The organism is Siccirubricoccus deserti (assembly GCF_014283215.1).
Taxonomy (GTDB): Bacteria; Pseudomonadota; Alphaproteobacteria; order Acetobacterales; family Acetobacteraceae; genus Siccirubricoccus; species Siccirubricoccus deserti.
The window spans coordinates 33,146-50,411 of the sequence record NZ_JACOMF010000022.1 but is presented as its reverse complement, the minus strand read 5'-3'; the positions used below and the strand labels follow the sequence as shown (position 1 = coordinate 50,411).

The following is a 17,266-nucleotide window of genomic DNA, read 5'->3' as shown; positions in this document are numbered from 1 at the left end:
CGTATCGAGGCAGCAGGCACATCGACATTGCGCGTCATCCTCGACGTTTCGCGCCTGCTGTTCAGCGTCAGCCGTGCCACGCCATCCGGCATCGACCGGGTCGAGATGGCCTATGTCCGGCACTGGTCGGCGCAGCCCGAAGCCGAGTGCGGCTTCGCTGCCCAAAGCCTCTGGGGCTGGTTCGCCGCCGTCGACCGCGCCGCGCTCGGGGAGTTGGCTGCCACCCTGTCCGAGGCCTGGACCCTTGGCGGAACCTCCGCCGGCCCTACGGCGGCGCCCGCCCTGCGCCGGGCCCGCGGCCTGGCGGTCGCGATGCAGGCGCGGCTGGCGACAGGCGGCGGCCGGCGCCAACTGGCCGACCGGCTCGGCCACCGGCACCGCCCGATCTTCCTCATCGCCTCCCATCACGCGCTGGATTCCACGCCGCGGCTGGCGGCGCTGCGTCAGGCCGGCGCCCGCCTCGTGCCCTTCGTCCACGACCTGATTCCGCTGACCCACCCTGAATACACCCGCCCGCTGCAGGTCCGCCGGCACATGGCGCGGGTGGCGACGATCGTCGCGCTGGCGGATGGCATCATCGTCAATTCGGCGGCGACGGCGCAGCAGCTGCAACCGTGTTTCGGCCGTGCGCGGCGCGGCATGCCGCCGCTGCAGGTGGCCCCGCTCGGCATCGAGCGGATGGCGCCGCCGTTAGGCGGGCTGCCGACCGAGCCCTATTTCGTCTGCCTCGGCACCATCGAGCCGCGCAAGAACCACCTGCTGCTGCTGCAGCTCTGGCGCGGCCTGGTGGCGCGACTCGGACCGCGCGCACCGCGCCTGCTGCTGATCGGCCGGCGTGGTTGGGAGAATGAGCACATTCTCCGCATGCTGGACCGCTGCACCAGCCTGCGCGGGACGGTGCAGGAGCTTGGCGCCCTGCCGGATGCCCCGGCACGCCGCCTGCTCGCCGGCGCCCGTGCGCTGCTGTTCCCGAGTTTCGCTGAAGGCTACGGCCTGCCGCTGGCCGAGGCGTTGGCGCTCGGCGTGCCGGCCATTGCCGCCGATCTGCCGGCGCTGCGCGAGGTTGGCGGGGCGGTGCCCGACTACCTCGATCCGGCCGATGGCGCCGCCTGGGGCCGGGCCATCCTCGACTACGCCACGCCGGGCAGCGCCGCGCGGGCGGCCCAGCTCCGCCGGCTCGAATCCTGGCAGCCGCCGGGGTGGGAGGCGCATTTCGCCGCGGTGGACCGCCTGCTCGACCGGGTTGCCGGCGCGCCGCTGGGGCAGCCCGGTGTCGCCCCGGCGCCCCGCTCCGCCCGCCCGCGCCAGCCGGCCGCCGCCCCGGCATGACGTCACGCCCCGAGCCGCGACCCCGGCGCCGGGCCGAGAGCCCCATCGCCATTCTCGGCGCGGCCTGCCGGCTCCCCGGCGCGCCGGACCTCGGCGCCTTCTGGCGGCTGCTGGCGGCCGGCCGCGACGCCGTCACCACAGTGCCGGCGGAGCGCTTCAGCCGCGACTTCTTCGCCCATCCGCGGCGCGGCGAGCCGGGCAAGTCCTACACCTTCGCCGCCGGCGTGCTGGACGACATCCGCGGCTTCGACCCCGCCGCCTTCGGCATCTCCCCCCGCGAAGCGGCGGAGATGGACCCGCAGCAGCGGCTGCTGCTGGAAGTGGCGCATGAGGCGCTGGAGGATGCCGGCTGGCTGCCCTCGCGCCTCGCCGGCAGCGGCATCGGCGTGTTCATCGGCGCCTCGCTGACCGACTACGGCGACCTGCGCCAAGCCGATGCCGCCGCCGGCGACCGCTATTTCATGACCGGCAGCGCGCTGTCCATCCTGGCCAACCGCATCGGCAACGTCTTCGACCTGCGGGGGCCGGCGCAGACCATCGACACCGCCTGCTCCTCTTCGCTGGTCGCGCTGCACTGGGCCTGCGAGGCGCTGCGCGCCGGACGGCTGCCGGCGGCGCTGGTCGGCGGCGCCAACCTGCTGCTCTCGCCCTTCCCCTTCATCGGCTTCGCCCGCGCCGGCATGCTCTCCCCGCTCGGCCGCTGTCACGCCTTCGGCGCCCGCGCGGATGGCTATGTCCGGGCGGAAGGCGCCGGCCTCGTCGTGCTGAAGCGGCTGGACGATGCGCTGGCCGATGGTGACCAGATCCGCGCCGTCATCCTCGGCACCGGCGTCAACGCCGCCGGCCGCACCCTCGGCCTCTCGCTGCCCAGCCAGGCGGCGCAGGCGGCGCTGATTGAGCAGGTGATGACGGAGGCCGGCGTCGCCCCCGACCGGATCGGCTATTTCGAGGCGCATGGCACCGGCACGCCGATCGGCGACCCGCTGGAGGCGGCGGCGATCGGCGCCGCCATCGGCCGGCGCCGCCGGCGGGCCGATGGCGCCGAGGCCGTCCCGCTGCCGATCGGCTCGGTGAAGACCAATATCGGCCATACCGAGCCGGCCTCCGGCATCGCAGGGCTGCTGAAGGCGCTGCTGGTGCTGGAGCACGGGCGCATCCCGCCCTCGCTGCACCATGAGGTGCCGAATCCGGAGATCGATTTCGCCGGGCTCGGCCTGCGCGTGCCGACCCGGCTGGAGCCGGTGCCCCGGCGCGGCCGCGCCGTCGTCGGGGTCAACAGCTTCGGCTTCGGCGGCACCAACGCCTGTGTCCTGCTGACGGCCGCCCCTACGGCCCGGCGGCGGGAACCGGTGCACGACCAGATACCGGCCCCACTGCCGCCGCTGCTGATCTCGGCCCGCAGCGCGGCCGGGCTGAAGACGCTTGCCGGGCAATGGCACGACCTGCTGCTGGGCGCGCCCGCGGCCAGGCTCCCGGCGCTGCTGCGTGGCGCCGCCCGCTACCGGGAGTTGCAGCCGCACCGGCTGGCACTGCGCGACACGGATCCCGCCGCCATCGCCGAGCAGCTGGCGCTGTGGCGCGCCGGGGCGCCCGCCCGGGCGACCGCCGGCATCGCCCCGCGCGGCGCGGGGATCGCCTTCGTGTTCAGCGGTAATGGCGCCACCTGGCCCGGCATGGCGGTCGCCAGCCTGGCCGCCAACGCCGCCTTCCGCGCCGGGGTCAAGGAGGCGGATGCGGCGCTGGCGCCGCTGCTCGGCTGGTCGGTCGCGGAACGCCTCGGCGCCGGCACCGGCGAAGCTGCGCTGGCCGCCACCGAGGTTGCCCAACCGCTGCTCTTCGCCGTGCAATGCGGCATCGTCGCGGCGTTGGCGGAGCAGGGCATCCAGCCCGCCCTCTGCCTCGGCCATTCGGTCGGCGAGGTAGCGGCGGCCCACGCCGCCGGGCTGCTCGACCTGCCGACCGCCGCCCGAATCATCCACGCCCGCAGCCGGCACCAGGCGCGCACCCGCGGACACGGCGCCATGGCGGCGCTCGGTCTGGCCGCCGAGCCGGCGCTTGGTGTCCTCGCCGAACTCAGCCCCGGGCTCGAGATCGCCGCCATCAACGCGCCCGATGCGGTCACCGTCGCCGGGCCGGTCAACGCCCTGCGCGCGCTGGCCGAGGTCGCCGCCGCGCGGGGCTGGAGCTTCATCCCGCTCGGCCTGGACTACGCCTTCCACAGCGCCGCCATGGACCCGCTGCACGACGGGCTGCTGGAGGAGCTGGACGGCGTCGGGGCCATCGGGCCGCGGGTGCCCTTCATCTCCACGGTCACCGGCGCGGCGCTGTCGGCCGCTGACTGTGACGCGGCCTATTGGTGGCGCAACCTGCGCCAGCCAGTGCGCTTCCAGACCGCGGTAACGGCGGCGGCCGAGGCCGGCCCGGTGCTGTTCCTCGAGATCGGCCCCAACCCGATCCTGCAGAGCTACATCCGCGACGGGCTGCGCGCCGCCAATGCCACCGCCGGCGTCGCCGGCACCCTCTCCCGCCGGCAGGAGACCGCGGCCAATCCGGGCGACCCCTTCCCGGCCATCGCCGATCGTGCCTTCGTCCAGGGCGCCGACCCGCGCCAGGGCCCCGCCTTCCAGGGTGCGGCGGAACGGCGCGGCTTGCCACGCACCCCCTTTGACCGCCAGCCGCATTGGTACGCCCCCTCCACCGAGGCCACGCTGCTGGCGGCGCCGTTGCCCGAGCACCGGCTGCTCGGCTTCCGCCGTGGCCGGGAGCCAGGGCTCTGGACCATGCATCTGGACACCGCGCTGGAGCCCTGGCTGGGCGACCATCTTTTGGCCGGGGAGGCAGTGCTGCCGGCGGCGGCGATGCTCGACATCGCTCTGGCCGCCGCCGCCGCCTGGCTTCCGGACGGCATGGCGCTGGAGTTGCGCGATGTCGCCCTCCACCACCTCCTGCCGCTGGACGCCGGCCGCGCCCGCGAGTTGCGCGCCACCCTCGATGCCGAGGGCCACTTCACCTTGAGCAGCCGCAGACGGCTGGCGGACGACCCCTGGACCCTGCATGCCGAGGCCCGCGCCGCGGCCCTGCCCCGGCTGCCGGAGCGCCCCGAGGAGGCTCCGGTGGCCGGGCGCCGGCTGGACGGCCGGGCGCTGGTCGGCCTCGCCGCCAGTGCCGGCCTTGGCTACGGGCCGGCCTTCCAATCGGTCGAGCAGCTGGTGGTCGATACCGCAACCGGCGCTGCCCAGGTGTGGCTGCGGCGGCCGGAGGCGGCGCCGCCCGATGCCGGCTTCCTGCTGCATCCGGCCCGGCTCGACGGCGCCTTCCAGGGGCTGATCGGCCTGCTGGCGGAAACCCCGGCGGAGGCCGGGACCGGGCTGGTGCCGGTCCGCTTCGACCGGCTGGTGTTCCACCGCGGCGCCGCGCCCATTGCCACCGCCGCCATCCGCCTGACCTCGCGCGGTGAGCGCAGCGCCGCCGCCGACCTGGTGCTGCGGGATGCCGCCGGCGCCACGGTCGCCATCATCGAGAGCTGCCGGCTCGGCCGCATCCGCCTGCCCGGGCGGGATCGGGCGGTCGATTCAGCCTTCCGCTTCGCCCTGGTGCCAACGCTGCCCGGGCCTGGGTGGGAGGCACCTGAGCGGATCGACATCGGCGCCGCCCTGACCGCGGCGCGGCAGCGCGCCGCGGCGCTCGACCTCGGCGAGGCGGGGCTGCTGCTGGAAGGCTTCTGCGCCGCCGCAGCCCATGCGGCGCTGTCGCTGGCCCCGGCCACGGGCCCTTATGCCCGCGCCCTGCTGGAGGATCTGGCGGAGGATGGGCTGGCGGTCCGCGGGCCGCTTGGCTTGCGTCCGGTGCCGGCACCGGACCTGCCGCCGGCGGTCGAAATCTGGCAGCAGGTCTGGCTGGAACAGCCCGGCCTGGCGCCGGATCTGGCCTGGCTGGCGCTGGCCGCGGAACGGCTGCCGCAGCTGCTCACCCAATGGCCGGTGACGGAGGACAACGGCCAAGCCACCGCACCGCCCGCCGCCGCCGCCGGACTCGGCCGGCTGGCGACGGTGCTGGCCGAGGCAGCGGCGTCCATCGCCGCATCCTGGCCGCGCAGCCGGCCGCTGCGGGTGCTCGAAGTCGGCGCGGCGCCCGGGCCGGCGACGGCACGGCTAGCGGCCGTCCTGGCCGCATCCGGCCGGCGCATTCTCTATTGCGCGGCGGCGCTGCCCGGCCAGCCAGCCCCCGCCGCCCCGCGCGAGGCGGCCGGGCTGGAATACAGCGCCGCAGTCTGGGATCCGCAGGGGCAGGAGCCGCCGCCAATCGTCGCCGACCTGGTCATCGGCCTCTGCGCCGGCGCCCGGCTGCGCGGTGGCGCGCTTCTGCCGGCGGCGCTGCGCCAGGTTGTCGCCCCCGGCGGGGCGCTGCTGCTGGTGGAGCCGCTGCCTGGCCGGCTGTGGAATTTCTGCTGCGGCCAGAACCCCTCCTGGTGGGTCACGCCGGGCGGCGCCTCGCCGCTGCCTGGGGCCGAGGCCTGGGACGCTGCATTGGCAGAGGAGGGCTGGGAGGCCGCGGCGATCGAACGGCTGGACGCGGCGCCCTGGCCGGCGGTGCTGATCGGTGCCCGCGGCCCGACCGGCGCCGAGGTGCTGGCGGCGCCGAAGCTGCGCCGCGTCGCGCTCTTCGCCGATGCCGGCGCTGCCGGGCTGAAACGCGCCGTCACCGCCGCCCTGCAGGCGCGCGGCGCCAGCGTGACCGCGGTCGAGTTGGCCGATGCTGCCGCTGTGCCGCCCAAATCCCTGCAAGGCACGCTGGTCGTCGCCCTGGCGACCGGCGGCGACGCCCCAGCCGAGTTGGCCGGAACACTGGCCGGGCTGGCGTGCCTCGCCGCGGCGGCCGAGGGCAGTGCGGCGGGCTTCGCCATCGTCACCCGCGGCGGCCAGCAGCCGGAGCCGGGCGGTGGGCATGAGCCGCAGGCGGCCGCCAGCTTCGCCCTCGGCCGGGTGCTGGCGAATGAGCATCCAGGGCTGCGGCCGCGGCGGATCGACCTCTGCCCCGCCCTGGCGCCGGAGGCCGCGGCGCGCCGCCTCGCCACCGAGTTGCTGAACGATGGCGACAGCGAGCCGGAGGTGACCCTGACCTCCGCCGGCCGGCTGGTGCCCCGGCTGCGTGCCGGGTTGCCGCCGGCGCCGCCGCAGGGTGGGCCGCTCGGCCTGCAGGTGCCGGTGCCGGGACAACTCGGCAGCCTGCATTGGGCACCGCTGACCCTGCCGGCGCCCGGCCCGGGGGAGGTGCTGCTGCGGGTCGAGGCGGCGGGGTTGAATTTCCGCGACGTAATGTGGGCACTCGGCCTGCTGCCGGAGGAGGCGCTGCTGCCGGGCTTCACCGGCCCCGGCCTCGGCATGGAATGCGCCGGCGTGGTCGAGGCGGTGGGCGAGGCGGTCGCGCTCAGGCCCGGCGACCGGGTCTTCGGCATCGCCCCTGCGGCGCTCGCCACCCATGCGCTGACCCGGGCCGAAGCGCTGGCGCCGCTGCCGGCCGGCATCGAGGCCGCCGCCGCGGCGACCGTCCCCGTCGCCTTCCTCACCGCCGTCCATAGCCTCGAGGAGTTGGCTCGGATCGAGCCCGGGGAGCGGGTGCTGATCCATGGTGGCGCCGGCGCCGTCGGGCTCGCGGCCTTGCAGGTGGCGCTGGCGCATGGCGCCCGCGTCGCCGCCACTGCCGGCACGCCTGCCAAGCGGGCCTTCCTGCGTGCCGCCGGCGCCGAGCTGGTGCTGGACAGCCGGGATCCCGGCTTCGCCGATGCGCTACGGGCGCATTGGCCGGATGGCGTCGATGTGGTGCTGAACTCCCTGGCTGGCGAGGCGATGGAACGTTCGCTTGGCCTGCTCCGCCCCTTCGGCCGGTTCATCGAGCTGGGCAAGCGCGACTTCGCCGAGGGGCGCCGGGTGCCGCTGCGCCCGCTGCGTCGCAACGCCACCTGGTTCGCGGTGGATGTGGACGAGTTGCCGCGCGCCCGTCCGGAGCATGCCGCACGGCTGCTGGCCGGCATCGCCAACCGGCTCTCCACCGGCAGCTTCCGCCCGCTGCCGGCCATCGAACACGCCGCCACCGAGGTGGAGGCCGCCTTCCGTACGCTCCAGGCCAGCAGCCATATCGGTAAGCTGGTGATCCGCGCGCCGGCGGTCTCGGCGCCGCTGTGGCGTGGTGCGCCGATCCAGCAGGCGGCCCGTGGAACGGTGGTGGTGATCGGCGGCACCCAGGGCTTCGGCGCCGCCGCGGCGCGCTGGCTGGCGGCGCAGGGCGTCCATCATCTGGCGCTGCTCTCGCGCCGCGGCCCGGCCGCGCCGGGCGCCGATGCGCTGCTGCGCGACCTCGCCGCCCGTGGCGCGGCCGCCACGCTGCACGCCTGCGACGCTACCGACCCTGACGCGCTCTGCCGCACCCTGCAATCCTTGCGCGCCAGCATGCCGCCGATCCGCGGCGTGGTGCATGCGGCCGCGGTGCTGGCCGATGGCGCCGCCGCGGTGCTTGACCCCGCTCGCGCCGCGCCGGTGCTCGCCGCCAAGCTGTCGATTGCCGAGAATCTTGACCGGGCAACGGCCGAGGACCCGCTGGCGCTGTTCCTGCTGTTCTCCTCGGCGACGGTCGCCATCGGCAACCCTGGCCAAGCCGCCTATGTCGCCGCCAATGCGGCGCTGGAGGCGCTGGCCCGCCGCCGCCGCGCCGCCGGCCGGCCTGCGATGGCCATCGGCTGGGGGCCGATCGCCGATGCCGGGATGCTGGCCGGCGACGCCGCGACGCTTGAGATCCTGCGCCGCCGCCTCGGCACCACGCCAATGACCGCGGAGGCGGCGCTCAGCGCCCTACCGGCGCTGCTCGCCACCGACGCCACCTCGATCGGCCTGGCCCGCATCTCCTGGGCCGAAGCCGGCCAAGCCCTGGCGCTGCTGGCCGAGCCTGCCTTCGAGGCGGTGCGCGCCGCCGCCCCGCCGAGCGCCGATGCCGCCGATCTCCGCGCCCGGCTGCGCACGGCCAGCGAAGCGGAGGCACTGACCCTGTTGCGGGAGACGCTGGTGACGGAGCTCTGCCGCATCCTGCGGCTGCCGCCGCCCGCGGTCACCGCCGATGCGCCGCTGGCCGGGCTCGGCCTCGACAGTTTGGGGGGGATGGAGTTGCGCACCGCGCTCGAGCAGCGGCTCGGCCTGCCGGTGCCGCTCGGCGCGGTGACGGATACGCTGAGCGTCGACGGCCTCGCCCGCCGCATCGCCGAGACGGTACGGGACACGAGGCCAGAGGCCGATGTGGCGGCGATGATCGCGGCACATGAGCCGCCGCCGGCGGATGGGCTGGAGGTCGCGGCATGACCCAGGGCTTCGGCCTTTCCGCCACCGCCCGCACGGCGCTGCTGCACCGGCTGTCGAAGCGCCGCGCCGAGGCGGAGGCTGGCCCGGCCGAAAGCCCGGGCCGCGACCTCGCCACCCTGCCCGGCATCCGCGACCTCGAGATGGTGCGGGAGGCGGGCGAGGCGCTTGGCCTGGAGAGCCCTTATTTCCGCCCGCATGACGGCATCGCCGGCGCGCACAGCAGCATCGGCGGCCGGGATTTCGTGAATTTCGCCTCCTACAACTACCTCGGGCTGAATGGCGATGCCCGCGTCGCGGCGGCGGCCAAGGCAGCAATCGACCGGCATGGCGTCTCCGCCTCCGCCTCCCGCCTCGCTTCCGGCGAGCGGCCGGTGCATGCGGCGCTGGAGACGGCACTCGCCGCGCATTACGGCGCCGAGGCTTGCCTCGCCTTCGTCAGCGGCCATGCCACCAATGTCACCGTGGTCGGACATCTGCTCGGGCCGCGCGATCTGGTGGTGCACGACCAGCTCATCCACAACTCCGTCGCCGAGGGGGCTCGGCTGTCCGGCGCCCGCCGCATCGCCTTCCCGCACAATGACTGGCAGGCGGCGGAACGCGAGCTGATCGCCCATCGCCGCCGCCACGGCCGCGCCCTGCTGGTGATCGAGGGGCATTACAGCATGGATGGCGACCTGCCGGCGCTGGAGCACTTCACCACCCTCGCCCGCCGGCACGACGCGCTGCTGATGGTCGATGAGGCGCATTCGCTCGGCGTGCTGGGCGCCACCGGACGTGGCATCGCCGAGCAATGCAATGTCGCAGCCGACCAGGTCGATATCTGGATGGGCACGCTCTCCAAGACGCTCTCGGCCTGCGGCGGCTATATCGCCGGGCGGCAGCGGCTGATCGACCTGCTGCGGCATTCAGCGCCAGGCTTCGTCTACTCAGTCGGCTTGGCCCCGCCGCTGGCGGCGGCGGCGCTGGAATCGCTGCACATCCTGCATGCCGAGCCCTGGCGGGTGGCGGCGCTGCAGGCCAATGCGCAGCTCTTCCTCAGCCTGGCCCGCGCCGCCGGCTTCGACACCGGCGGCTCGGCCGGGCTCGGGATCGTGCCGGTCATCCTCGGCAGTTCGGTGCTGGCCGCCCGCATGGCGGCGGCGCTGTTCGAGGCGGGGGTGAATGTCCAGCCCATCCTCTTCCCGGTGGTGCCGGAGCGCTCGGCGCGGCTGCGCTTCTTCCTCTCTGCCGAGCACAGCGCCGAGGATATCGGCCAAGCGATCTCGGCCATGGTCGCGGCGCGCGACGGCGCCGCGGCGTTACGGCTCAAGGCGTCCTGAGCGGGTGCGGATCGCGCTGCTGACCCTCGAGAGTGCGTTGAGCGCGGCCGCGGTCGGCGCCTTCCTGCGCGACCACGGCAGCGGCGTGGCGCTGATCGGCCGGTCGGTGCTGTTCCGGCCCGGCGCTGGTGGACCGCTGCGGCAGGCGTGGCGGCACCTGCGGCGCTCCGGTCCACGGCTGCTGCCCTATCTCTGGGTGAATTACGGGCTGCCGGATCTGCTGGGCAGGCTGCGCCGGCGGCTCGGCCAGCCAGGCGACCTCGCCCGCTTCGCCCGGCGGCGCGGCATTCCGCTGGTCGAGGTGGCGGAGGTCAATGCGCCATCCTTTCGCGAGGCGCTGCGCCAAGCCCGCGCCGACATCATCGTCACCTTCCATTTCGACCAGATCCTCAGTGCCGAGACCCTGGCAGCGGTGCCGTTCGGCGGAGTGAACCTGCATCCCTCGCTGCTGCCGCACCATCGCGGGCCGGTGCCGACCATCTGGGCACGGGCGGAGGTGCCGACACGCTTCGGCGTGACGGTGCACCGGCTGGCGCCACGGATCGATGCCGGCGCCATACTGGCGCAGCGAGCGGTGGCGCTGGCGGAGCGCAGTACCGCCTCGGCCGCGGCACGAGCGCTGCACGCCGCCGGGGTGCCGCTGCTGGCTTCCACCCTGCATGCGCTGGCCGGAGGCGCCGCGCCCGCCAGGGAGGTCATCCCCCTGCCCTATTGCCCCTTCCCGTCCCCCGCCGTGCTGCGCGCCGCCGCGGCGCAGGGCGGGCTGGTCGATGCCGCCGACCTGCGGGCCGCGCTTGGCGTGCGGGCATGACCAGCCTCAGCCGGCTGACCGCCGCCGTCAGCTCCGATGCGAAGTTGAGCGCCTGCGCCGCGTCAGGGCAGCCGCCGCGCCGCTTCCTGTTCCTCCAGGGGCCGATCAGCCCCTTCTTTGCCGAAGTCGCCGCCGGGCTCCGGGCGCTCGGCCATGCCACCTTCCGCATCAACCTCTGCCTGGGCGACCGGCTGTTCTGGCGGGGCGGCGAGGTGGCGGAGTTCCATGGCAGGCCGGCGGAGTGGCCGGGCTTCATCGGGGATTTCCTCGACCGCGAGGCGATCACCGATCTGGTGCTGCTCGGCGAGCAGCGGCCGCGCCACCGCGAGGCGATCGCCGCCGCCCGGGCGCGCGGCATTGCCGTGACGGTAACCGATTTCGGCTATCTCCGCCCCGATTGGGTGGTGCTGGAGCGCGACGGCATGGGTCCGGCCAGCCGCTTCCCGCGCTCGCCGGAGGCGATTCGGGCGCTGGCCGCGGCCTGTCCGCCGCCCGACTTCAGCCCGCGCTTCGCCGAGAGCTTCCCCTTGCAGGCGCGCTGGGACATGGCCTTCCACCTGGCTTCGCTGCTGCCCTGGCGCTTCCGCCATTATGAGAGCTGGCTGCTACACTCGCCGATCCCGGCCTATCTCGGCACCGGCCTGCGCCTGCTGCTGCGGCGGCGCGCGACCCGGCAGGACCGCGCCCGGATCGCGGCGCTGGCAGGCCACGGGCCGCTCTATCTCTTCGCCATGCAGATGGAGAATGACTTCTCCATCCGCGCCTATTCCCGCTTCGACGACAATGACAGCGCCATCGCCGAGGTGGTTGGCAGCTTCGCCCGCGGCGCCGCGGCGGATGCGCATCTGCTGGTGAAGGTGCATCCGCTCGACCCCGGGCTGAAGCGCTGGGGCCGCCGCATCCGGCGGATCGCCGCCGCGGCCGGAGTCGCAGGGCGGGTGCATTTCCTCGGGGGGGCGCTGCCGATGGATGAGGCGATCCTCGCCTGCCATGGCGTGCTCACCATCAACAGCACGCTCGGGGTGCGCGCCATCGCCCTTGGGCGGGCGATGCGGGTGCTCGGCCAGGCGCTGTACGACGTGCCGGGGCTGGTCTGGCAAGGCAGCACGGACGCCTTCTGGCAGGAGGCGCCGCCGCCGGATGCCGGGCTGGCCGAGGCATTCCTACGGGCAGTCGCCGGCTGCCTGCATGTCCGCGGCGGCTATTACGCCCGACCGGGGCTGGATGCCGCGGTTTCCGCCACGGTGCGGCGGCTGCACCTCGACGTCATCAACCTGCCGATGCCGGCGGGGGCGTGATCGAGGCGGGCCGCACCACCGACGAATGCTGTCAGGCCTGGCCCGGCGCGGCCGGACGGGCGCCCAGCAGATGGGCGATGGCATAGACCAGGTCGGAGCGGTTCAGCGTGTAGAAGTGGAACTCGTCGACGCCATTGGCCTGCAGCAGCCGCACCTGCTCCGCCGCCACCACCGCGGCAACCAGGCGACGGGTATCGGCATCCTCCTCCAGCCCCTCGAACAGCCGGCCCATCCACTCCGGCACGCCGGCGCCGCACATGGCGGAGAATTTCTTCATCTGGACGAAGTTGGACACCGGCATGATGCCGGGCACGATCGGCACGGTGATGCCGGCCGCGGCACAGCGGTCGAGGAAGCGCAGGTAGGTGTCGGTATCGAAGAAATACTGGGTGATCGCCCGGGTCGCCCCGGCGTCGATCTTGCGCTTCAGGTTGTCGAGGTCATGGCCGGCCGATTGCGCCGTCGGGTGGGTCTCGGGATAGGCCGCGACGCTGATCTCGAAGGGTGCGACGCGGGCCAGGCCGGCGACCAGGTCGGCGGCATAGGCGTAGCCTTCCGGGTGCGGCTCGTAGCGCTCCACCCCGGCGGGGGCATCGCCGCGCAGGGCGACAATATGGCGTACCCCGGCGTCCCAATAGGCTCGGGCGACGTCATCCACCTCGCCGCGCGGGGCGCCGACGCAGGTCAGATGTGCTGCCGGGGTCAGGCTGGTCTCGCGGATGATGCGGGCGACCGTCGCATGGGTGCGCGCCTGGGTGGTGCCACCCGCCCCATAGGTGACCGAGACGAAGCGGGGCTGCAGCGGCTCCAGCCGGCGGATACAGGCCCAGAGCTGGGCCTCCAGCGCTTCAGTGCGCGGCGGGAAGAATTCGAAGGACAGCTTCGGGGCCGGCAATTCGGCCAGATTCGGCAGGCCGCCGACCCGCGGGCCGGTCAGCCAGCGCTGGAGCGTTCCGGTAGCAGGGTGAAGGGTCTGATCCATGGCGGGGAAATGCCGTCTTCTTGTCACGATCGCAAGCGTTGGTTCGGGTTACGTGTTGTGGCGTTACGGAAACGCGGCAAAAAGTGTTAAAGGCCCGCAACCGGTGTCGTCGCGGCACAGCAGGCGGCCAGGGCCGCAGGTTGGAAACGGCAGATTGCGCACCAGATTATGACCTGACCCGCAGCCCTAGGTGGACGTCAGGCGCAGGCAGGCTATCTGGTGGCGTGGATCTGATGGCGGGGCCGTCCGGTGTGCGCCAGCAGGCATGATTTATGATAGGCTGAGCGCGGCGCCCTGGGATCGGTACCGCGACCGGTTCGCTGGGTATCGTTCCTGGTAGGTCGGGAGGCATGTGCCGGCGCTTCCCCCACCCGAGGCATGAGGGCTCCGCCGCAGATGCGTCTTTCGTCGCTGACCATCCCGCTCCTCGCCGTGACCCTCGCCGGGTCGCTGCTGGCTGGCTGCGCCACCCGCCCCGACCCTTCGGACCCGGATGAGGTGGCGGAATTCCGCCAGACCAATGACCCGGCCGAGCCCTTCAACCGAGCCATGTACGACGTCCACCAGGGCATCGACCGGGTCGTGCTACGGCCGGTCGCCGTCGCTTATCGGGATGTTGTGCCGCAGCCGGTGCGCACCGGCGTCCGCAATCTGCTGGGCAATCTGCGCACCCCGGTGATCCTCGCCAACGACATGCTGCAGGGCGAGCCACGCCGTGCCGGTGACACGCTCGGCCGCTTCATCATCAACAGCACCCTCGGCATTGCCGGCATCTTCGACGTGGCGGCCAGCCATTTCGGCGTGCGCGGCCATGCCGAGGATTACGGCCAGACCCTTGCGGTCTGGGGGATGGGCGAAGGGCCGTATCTGTTCATCCCGGTGCTCGGCCCGTCCAATCCGCGCGACCTGGCCGGCTTCGGCATGGGCATTGCCGGTGATCCGCTGACCTGGGTGGGCCAGGGTGTCGCCGTGGATGTGCTGACCGGGACCCGCGCCGGTGTTACGGTGGTGGACACGCGCGAAAGCCTGATCAATACGCTGGACGATGTGGAACGCACCTCGCTAGACCCCTACGCCACGCTGCGCAGCGCCTATCGCCAGCGGCGCAATGCCGAGATCCGCAACAGCAACGACATCATTGCGCCGCCGGCCGCAGGTGGCACCGGCTACAGCGTGGGAACCGGGGTCGAGCCTTAGCGCTGGCCGGAACGTGACAACAGCCTGGCAGCCGGACCGGGCCCGGAGAGATATTTGACCATGACCAGCCTTGTTCGCCGGAGCCTGCTTGGCTCCCTTGCCGTTCTCGCCATTGCCGGCCCGGCTTCAGCGCAGGACACCAACCGCGCCACCGCCTTCATCCAGGCCACCGGGCAGGAGCTTGTGGCGGCGGTGAACGATACCCACTCCGACCTCGCGACCCGCCGGCAGAAGGTAGCGGCAGTGCTGCGCCGCGCGGTCGACATCGAGGGTGTCGGCCGCTTCATTCTCGGCCGCTGGTGGCGTCAGGCCAGCGCGCAGGAGCAGCAGGAATATCTGAAGCTGTTCGAGGAGACGCTGATCCGCAACCTCTCGGCCCGCTTCGGTGAGTACCAGGGAGTACGCTTCTCGCTCGGCCGCAGCCAGCAGCGCACCGAGGATGACGTGCTGGTGAACACCATCATCGAGCGACCGAACTCCGCGCCCTTCGCCCTCGACTGGCGGGTCGCCGAAGTCGGTGGGCAACCCAGGGTGGTGGATGTCATCGCCGAGGGGACGTCCTTGCGGCTTACCCAGCGGAGCGAATACTCCAGCGTGATCCAGCGCAACAACGGCTCGATCGCGGCGCTGCTGCAGGCGATGCGCGGGCAGATCGCGCAGCTGGCGACGCAGGAGCGACAGGCGCGGTAAGCGGCCGGCGCAAGGCTGCACTGCCAAGGTTGGGGGGAGTATCCGCGGCAAGGGGGAAAGGGTCGCTCGGCCTTCGAGGCAGGGCATTGCGCCGGCTGCAGGCATGCTCTGCCAGCCCGATTGGCATCGGCCATTCATTCCGCTCAAGCGAATTCAGTTGAGCGGAGTTTGCTTTGCCGCTCGGCAGGCGGCTTGGTTCCAGCCGGGCGGGCCTGGACGACAAGGGTGAGGATGTCTGGCTCAGCCTCACGCCTTGGCGGGTAGGATGAGCCAGACATCCTCCGCTCCTGAACCCGCCTCAGCTATCGCATGGGCCCTGACGACGGACATCCGCCACCTGCCGGACCAAGTTCCGCCGTACGGCAAGCAGGGTCCGCATCTCTTGGCTTGCTGTGCTCGTCACGTGGGCCACCTTGAACCACCGGATGCGGGCGATTTGCGCAACGCCGTGCGCATCGCGCCGGTCTGCCGTCGGCGTCATGGCGGAAAGCGCCGCCTTTGGGCGAGCGGACATGGCTAGCCCAGAGCCGCTATCGGCAGCTCTGCGCCCTTCTCCGACCTTGGTGCGTCTCATGTCGGGATCCCGACGCGGGCACCGCTGATGCGGGCATTCTGGTCATCAGGGTCGCCAGTATTGTGTCAGCCGCCTGTGATGATGCGCTTGATCCGGCTGGCTAGCGCGTCCATGGCGAAAGGCTTGGTCAGCATGTGCATGCCCGGCTCCAGATGGCCGTGGCTAATGACAGCGTTCTCCGCATAGCCGGTGATGAACAGCACCTTCAGGCCGGGCCGCACCGCCTGTCCCGCTTCTGCGAGCTGACGGCCATTCATACCGCCGGGCAAACCAACATCGGTGATCAGGAGGTCGATCCGTGCATTGGATTGCAGTATTCTCAGCCCTTCCGGCCCGGCGGCGGCCTCGATGGCCCTGTAGCCGAGTTCCTCCAGCACCTCAGTGACGAGCATCCGTACGGTCGGCTCGTCATCGACCACCAGCACGGTCTCGCCCTGTTCGGCGCGGGGTGCCTCGATCCCTCTGGCGGCTTCCGCGGCTTCCGCAGCTTCCGCCTCGCCGAAATGCCGGGGCAGGTAGAGGCACATCGTCGTGCCCCGGCCCAGTTCGGAATAGATGCGGACCTGGCCGCCAGACTGGCGAGCGAAGCCGTAAATCATGGAGAGGCCCAAACCTGTGCCCTTGCCGATGGGCTTGGTGGTGAAGAACGGGTCGAAGGCACGCTCAATCACCTCGGGCGGCATGCCGGTGCCGGTATCACTGACGCAGAGCGAGGCGTATTGGCCGGGAGGCAGGTCGCGGTCCCGTGCAGTCCGCTCGTCGAGCCAGCGATTGCCGGTTTCGATCATCAGCTTTCCACCATCGGGCATGGCGTCCCGGGCATTGATACACAGGTTCAGTAGCGCGTTCTCGAGCTGGTTCGCATCGACCAGAGTGGTCCAGAGCCCACTTGCTGCAACCACTTCCACCACCACTGCCGGGCCCATGGTGCGGCGGATCAGATCCTCCATGCCCGCAACCAGCCCGTTCATGTCCGTGGGCTTGGGATCGAGTGCCTGCCGACGCGAGAAGGCCAGCAACCGGTGCGTCAGCGTCGCAGCCCGCTTTGAGGCGCCCTGGGCCGCGACGATGTAGCGCTCCAGCTCACTGAGTCGCCCCTGCGCCACCCGCCTCCGCAGCAGTTCGAGGCTACCGGTGATTCCTGCCAGCAGGTTGTTGAAGTCATGCGCGATGCCGCCCGTGAGCTGGCCCACGGCCTCCATCTTCTGCGCCTGCCGCAGTGCATCCTCGGCCGTCATCCGCTCCTGGACCGCCTTCTCAATCCTCGCCTCCAGCGTCAGGTTGAGTTCGCGCAGCTCCGCACTGGCCTGTTCAGCGGCCCTGCGTGCCTCCAGTAGCTGCTGCTCGTACCGCCGCCGGTCGGAGGCGTTGAAAATCGTTATCCGAATGAACCGTACCCGTCCGGCGTCGTCGCGACGCTCGACCGCGTTAACAAGCACGGACAGGCGTGATCCGTTGGCACAAAGGAGTTCGAGGGCAACCTCATTGAAGAACCCTTGCATCCGCAGCAGGGGCGCGAAGTGGGTTTCGTAGTAAATCTTCCCCGCGATGCTCAGCAGATCTTGGAAGCGCCGCCCGACGAGTTGGTTTCCCTCATATCCCATCCATGCGGCGAAGGTCTGATTGGCCTTGATAATCCGGCCCGCAGGCTCGACAGAGATATAGCCGCAGGGCGCGTTCTCGAAGAGGTCTTTGAGATCCTCTACGTCCTGCGGCATGG

9 protein-coding genes are annotated in these 17,266 nt (G+C 72.4%); 7 read left to right on the top strand and 2 right to left on the bottom strand.

Going from position 1 to position 17,266, the window contains the following annotated elements; genetic code table 11:
- Nucleotides 1-27 precede the first annotated feature (27 nt).
- Genes H7965_RS17250 through H7965_RS17230 form a run of 5 tightly spaced genes read left to right on the top strand, consistent with a single transcriptional unit; the run spans nt 28 to nt 12,103 of the window.
- Complete coding sequence (locus H7965_RS17250) at nt 28-1,329, top strand: glycosyltransferase family 4 protein (RefSeq protein WP_186771830.1); 1,302 nt, start codon at nt 28-30, stop codon at nt 1,327-1,329.
- The gene (locus tag H7965_RS17245; protein ID WP_186771829.1) at nt 1,326-8,675 is read left to right on the top strand and encodes a type I polyketide synthase; all 7,350 of its coding nucleotides are present in this window, start codon (nt 1,326-1,328) and stop codon (nt 8,673-8,675) included. The genes H7965_RS17250 and H7965_RS17245 overlap by 4 nt, the downstream gene beginning before the upstream one ends.
- Nucleotides 8,672-9,994 carry an aminotransferase class I/II-fold pyridoxal phosphate-dependent enzyme gene (locus tag H7965_RS17240; protein ID WP_186771828.1) on the top strand — a complete coding sequence of 441 codons (1,323 nt, stop codon included), beginning with the start codon at nt 8,672-8,674 and terminating at the stop codon, nt 9,992-9,994. Before H7965_RS17245 ends, H7965_RS17240 begins: the two co-directional genes overlap by 4 nt.
- A gap of 4 nt (nt 9,995-9,998) precedes the next feature.
- A complete protein-coding gene (locus H7965_RS17235) occupies nt 9,999-10,805 on the top strand; it encodes a formyltransferase family protein (RefSeq protein ID WP_186771827.1) in 807 nt (268 codons plus the stop codon).
- Entirely contained in the window at nt 10,802-12,103 is a 1,302-nt protein-coding gene (locus H7965_RS17230) for a capsular polysaccharide export protein, LipB/KpsS family (RefSeq protein WP_186771826.1), read from the top strand. Before H7965_RS17235 ends, H7965_RS17230 begins: the two co-directional genes overlap by 4 nt.
- Before the next feature lie 31 nt (nt 12,104-12,134).
- On the opposite strand, the gene metF is transcribed toward H7965_RS17230, so the two are convergent.
- On the bottom strand, nt 12,135-13,085 hold the full coding sequence (gene metF, locus H7965_RS17225; protein WP_186771825.1) for a methylenetetrahydrofolate reductase [NAD(P)H]: 951 nt from the start codon (nt 13,083-13,085) through the stop codon (nt 12,135-12,137).
- Between the two features lie 396 nt (nt 13,086-13,481).
- Here metF and H7965_RS17220 point away from each other — a divergent pair, with 396 nt between their 5' ends.
- Both H7965_RS17220 and H7965_RS17215 read left to right on the top strand, forming a co-directional pair.
- Nucleotides 13,482-14,282, top strand: coding sequence for an MlaA family lipoprotein (locus H7965_RS17220; protein ID WP_186771824.1), 801 nt, complete (start codon nt 13,482-13,484; stop codon nt 14,280-14,282).
- Between the two features lie 60 nt (nt 14,283-14,342).
- Complete coding sequence (locus H7965_RS17215; protein WP_186771823.1) at nt 14,343-14,972, top strand: MlaC/ttg2D family ABC transporter substrate-binding protein; 630 nt, start codon at nt 14,343-14,345, stop codon at nt 14,970-14,972.
- Nucleotides 14,973-15,611: 639 nt separating this feature from the next.
- Here H7965_RS17215 and H7965_RS17210 read toward each other — a convergent pair.
- Nucleotides 15,612-17,264, bottom strand: a complete 1,653-nt coding sequence (locus tag H7965_RS17210) for a PAS domain-containing hybrid sensor histidine kinase/response regulator (RefSeq protein ID WP_186771822.1) — start codon at nt 17,262-17,264, stop codon at nt 15,612-15,614.
- Nucleotides 17,265-17,266: the final 2 nt, after the last annotated feature.

Bases quoted from the DNA above. Each gene is read 5' to 3' on its own strand.
- H7965_RS17245 (WP_186771829.1), top strand. From the start codon at position 1,326: ATGACGTCACGCCCCGAGCCGCGACCCCGGCGCCGGGCCGAGAGCCCC.
- H7965_RS17215 (WP_186771823.1), top strand. From the start codon at position 14,343: ATGACCAGCCTTGTTCGCCGGAGCCTGCTTGGCTCCCTTGCCGTTCTC.
- H7965_RS17220 (WP_186771824.1), top strand. From the start codon at position 13,482: ATGCGTCTTTCGTCGCTGACCATCCCGCTCCTCGCCGTGACCCTCGCC.
- metF (WP_186771825.1), bottom strand. From the start codon at position 13,085: ATGGATCAGACCCTTCACCCTGCTACCGGAACGCTCCAGCGCTGGCTG.
- H7965_RS17210 (WP_186771822.1), bottom strand. From the start codon at position 17,264: ATGCCGCAGGACGTAGAGGATCTCAAAGACCTCTTCGAGAACGCGCCC.
- H7965_RS17230 (WP_186771826.1), top strand. From the start codon at position 10,802: ATGACCAGCCTCAGCCGGCTGACCGCCGCCGTCAGCTCCGATGCGAAG.
- H7965_RS17240 (WP_186771828.1), top strand. From the start codon at position 8,672: ATGACCCAGGGCTTCGGCCTTTCCGCCACCGCCCGCACGGCGCTGCTG.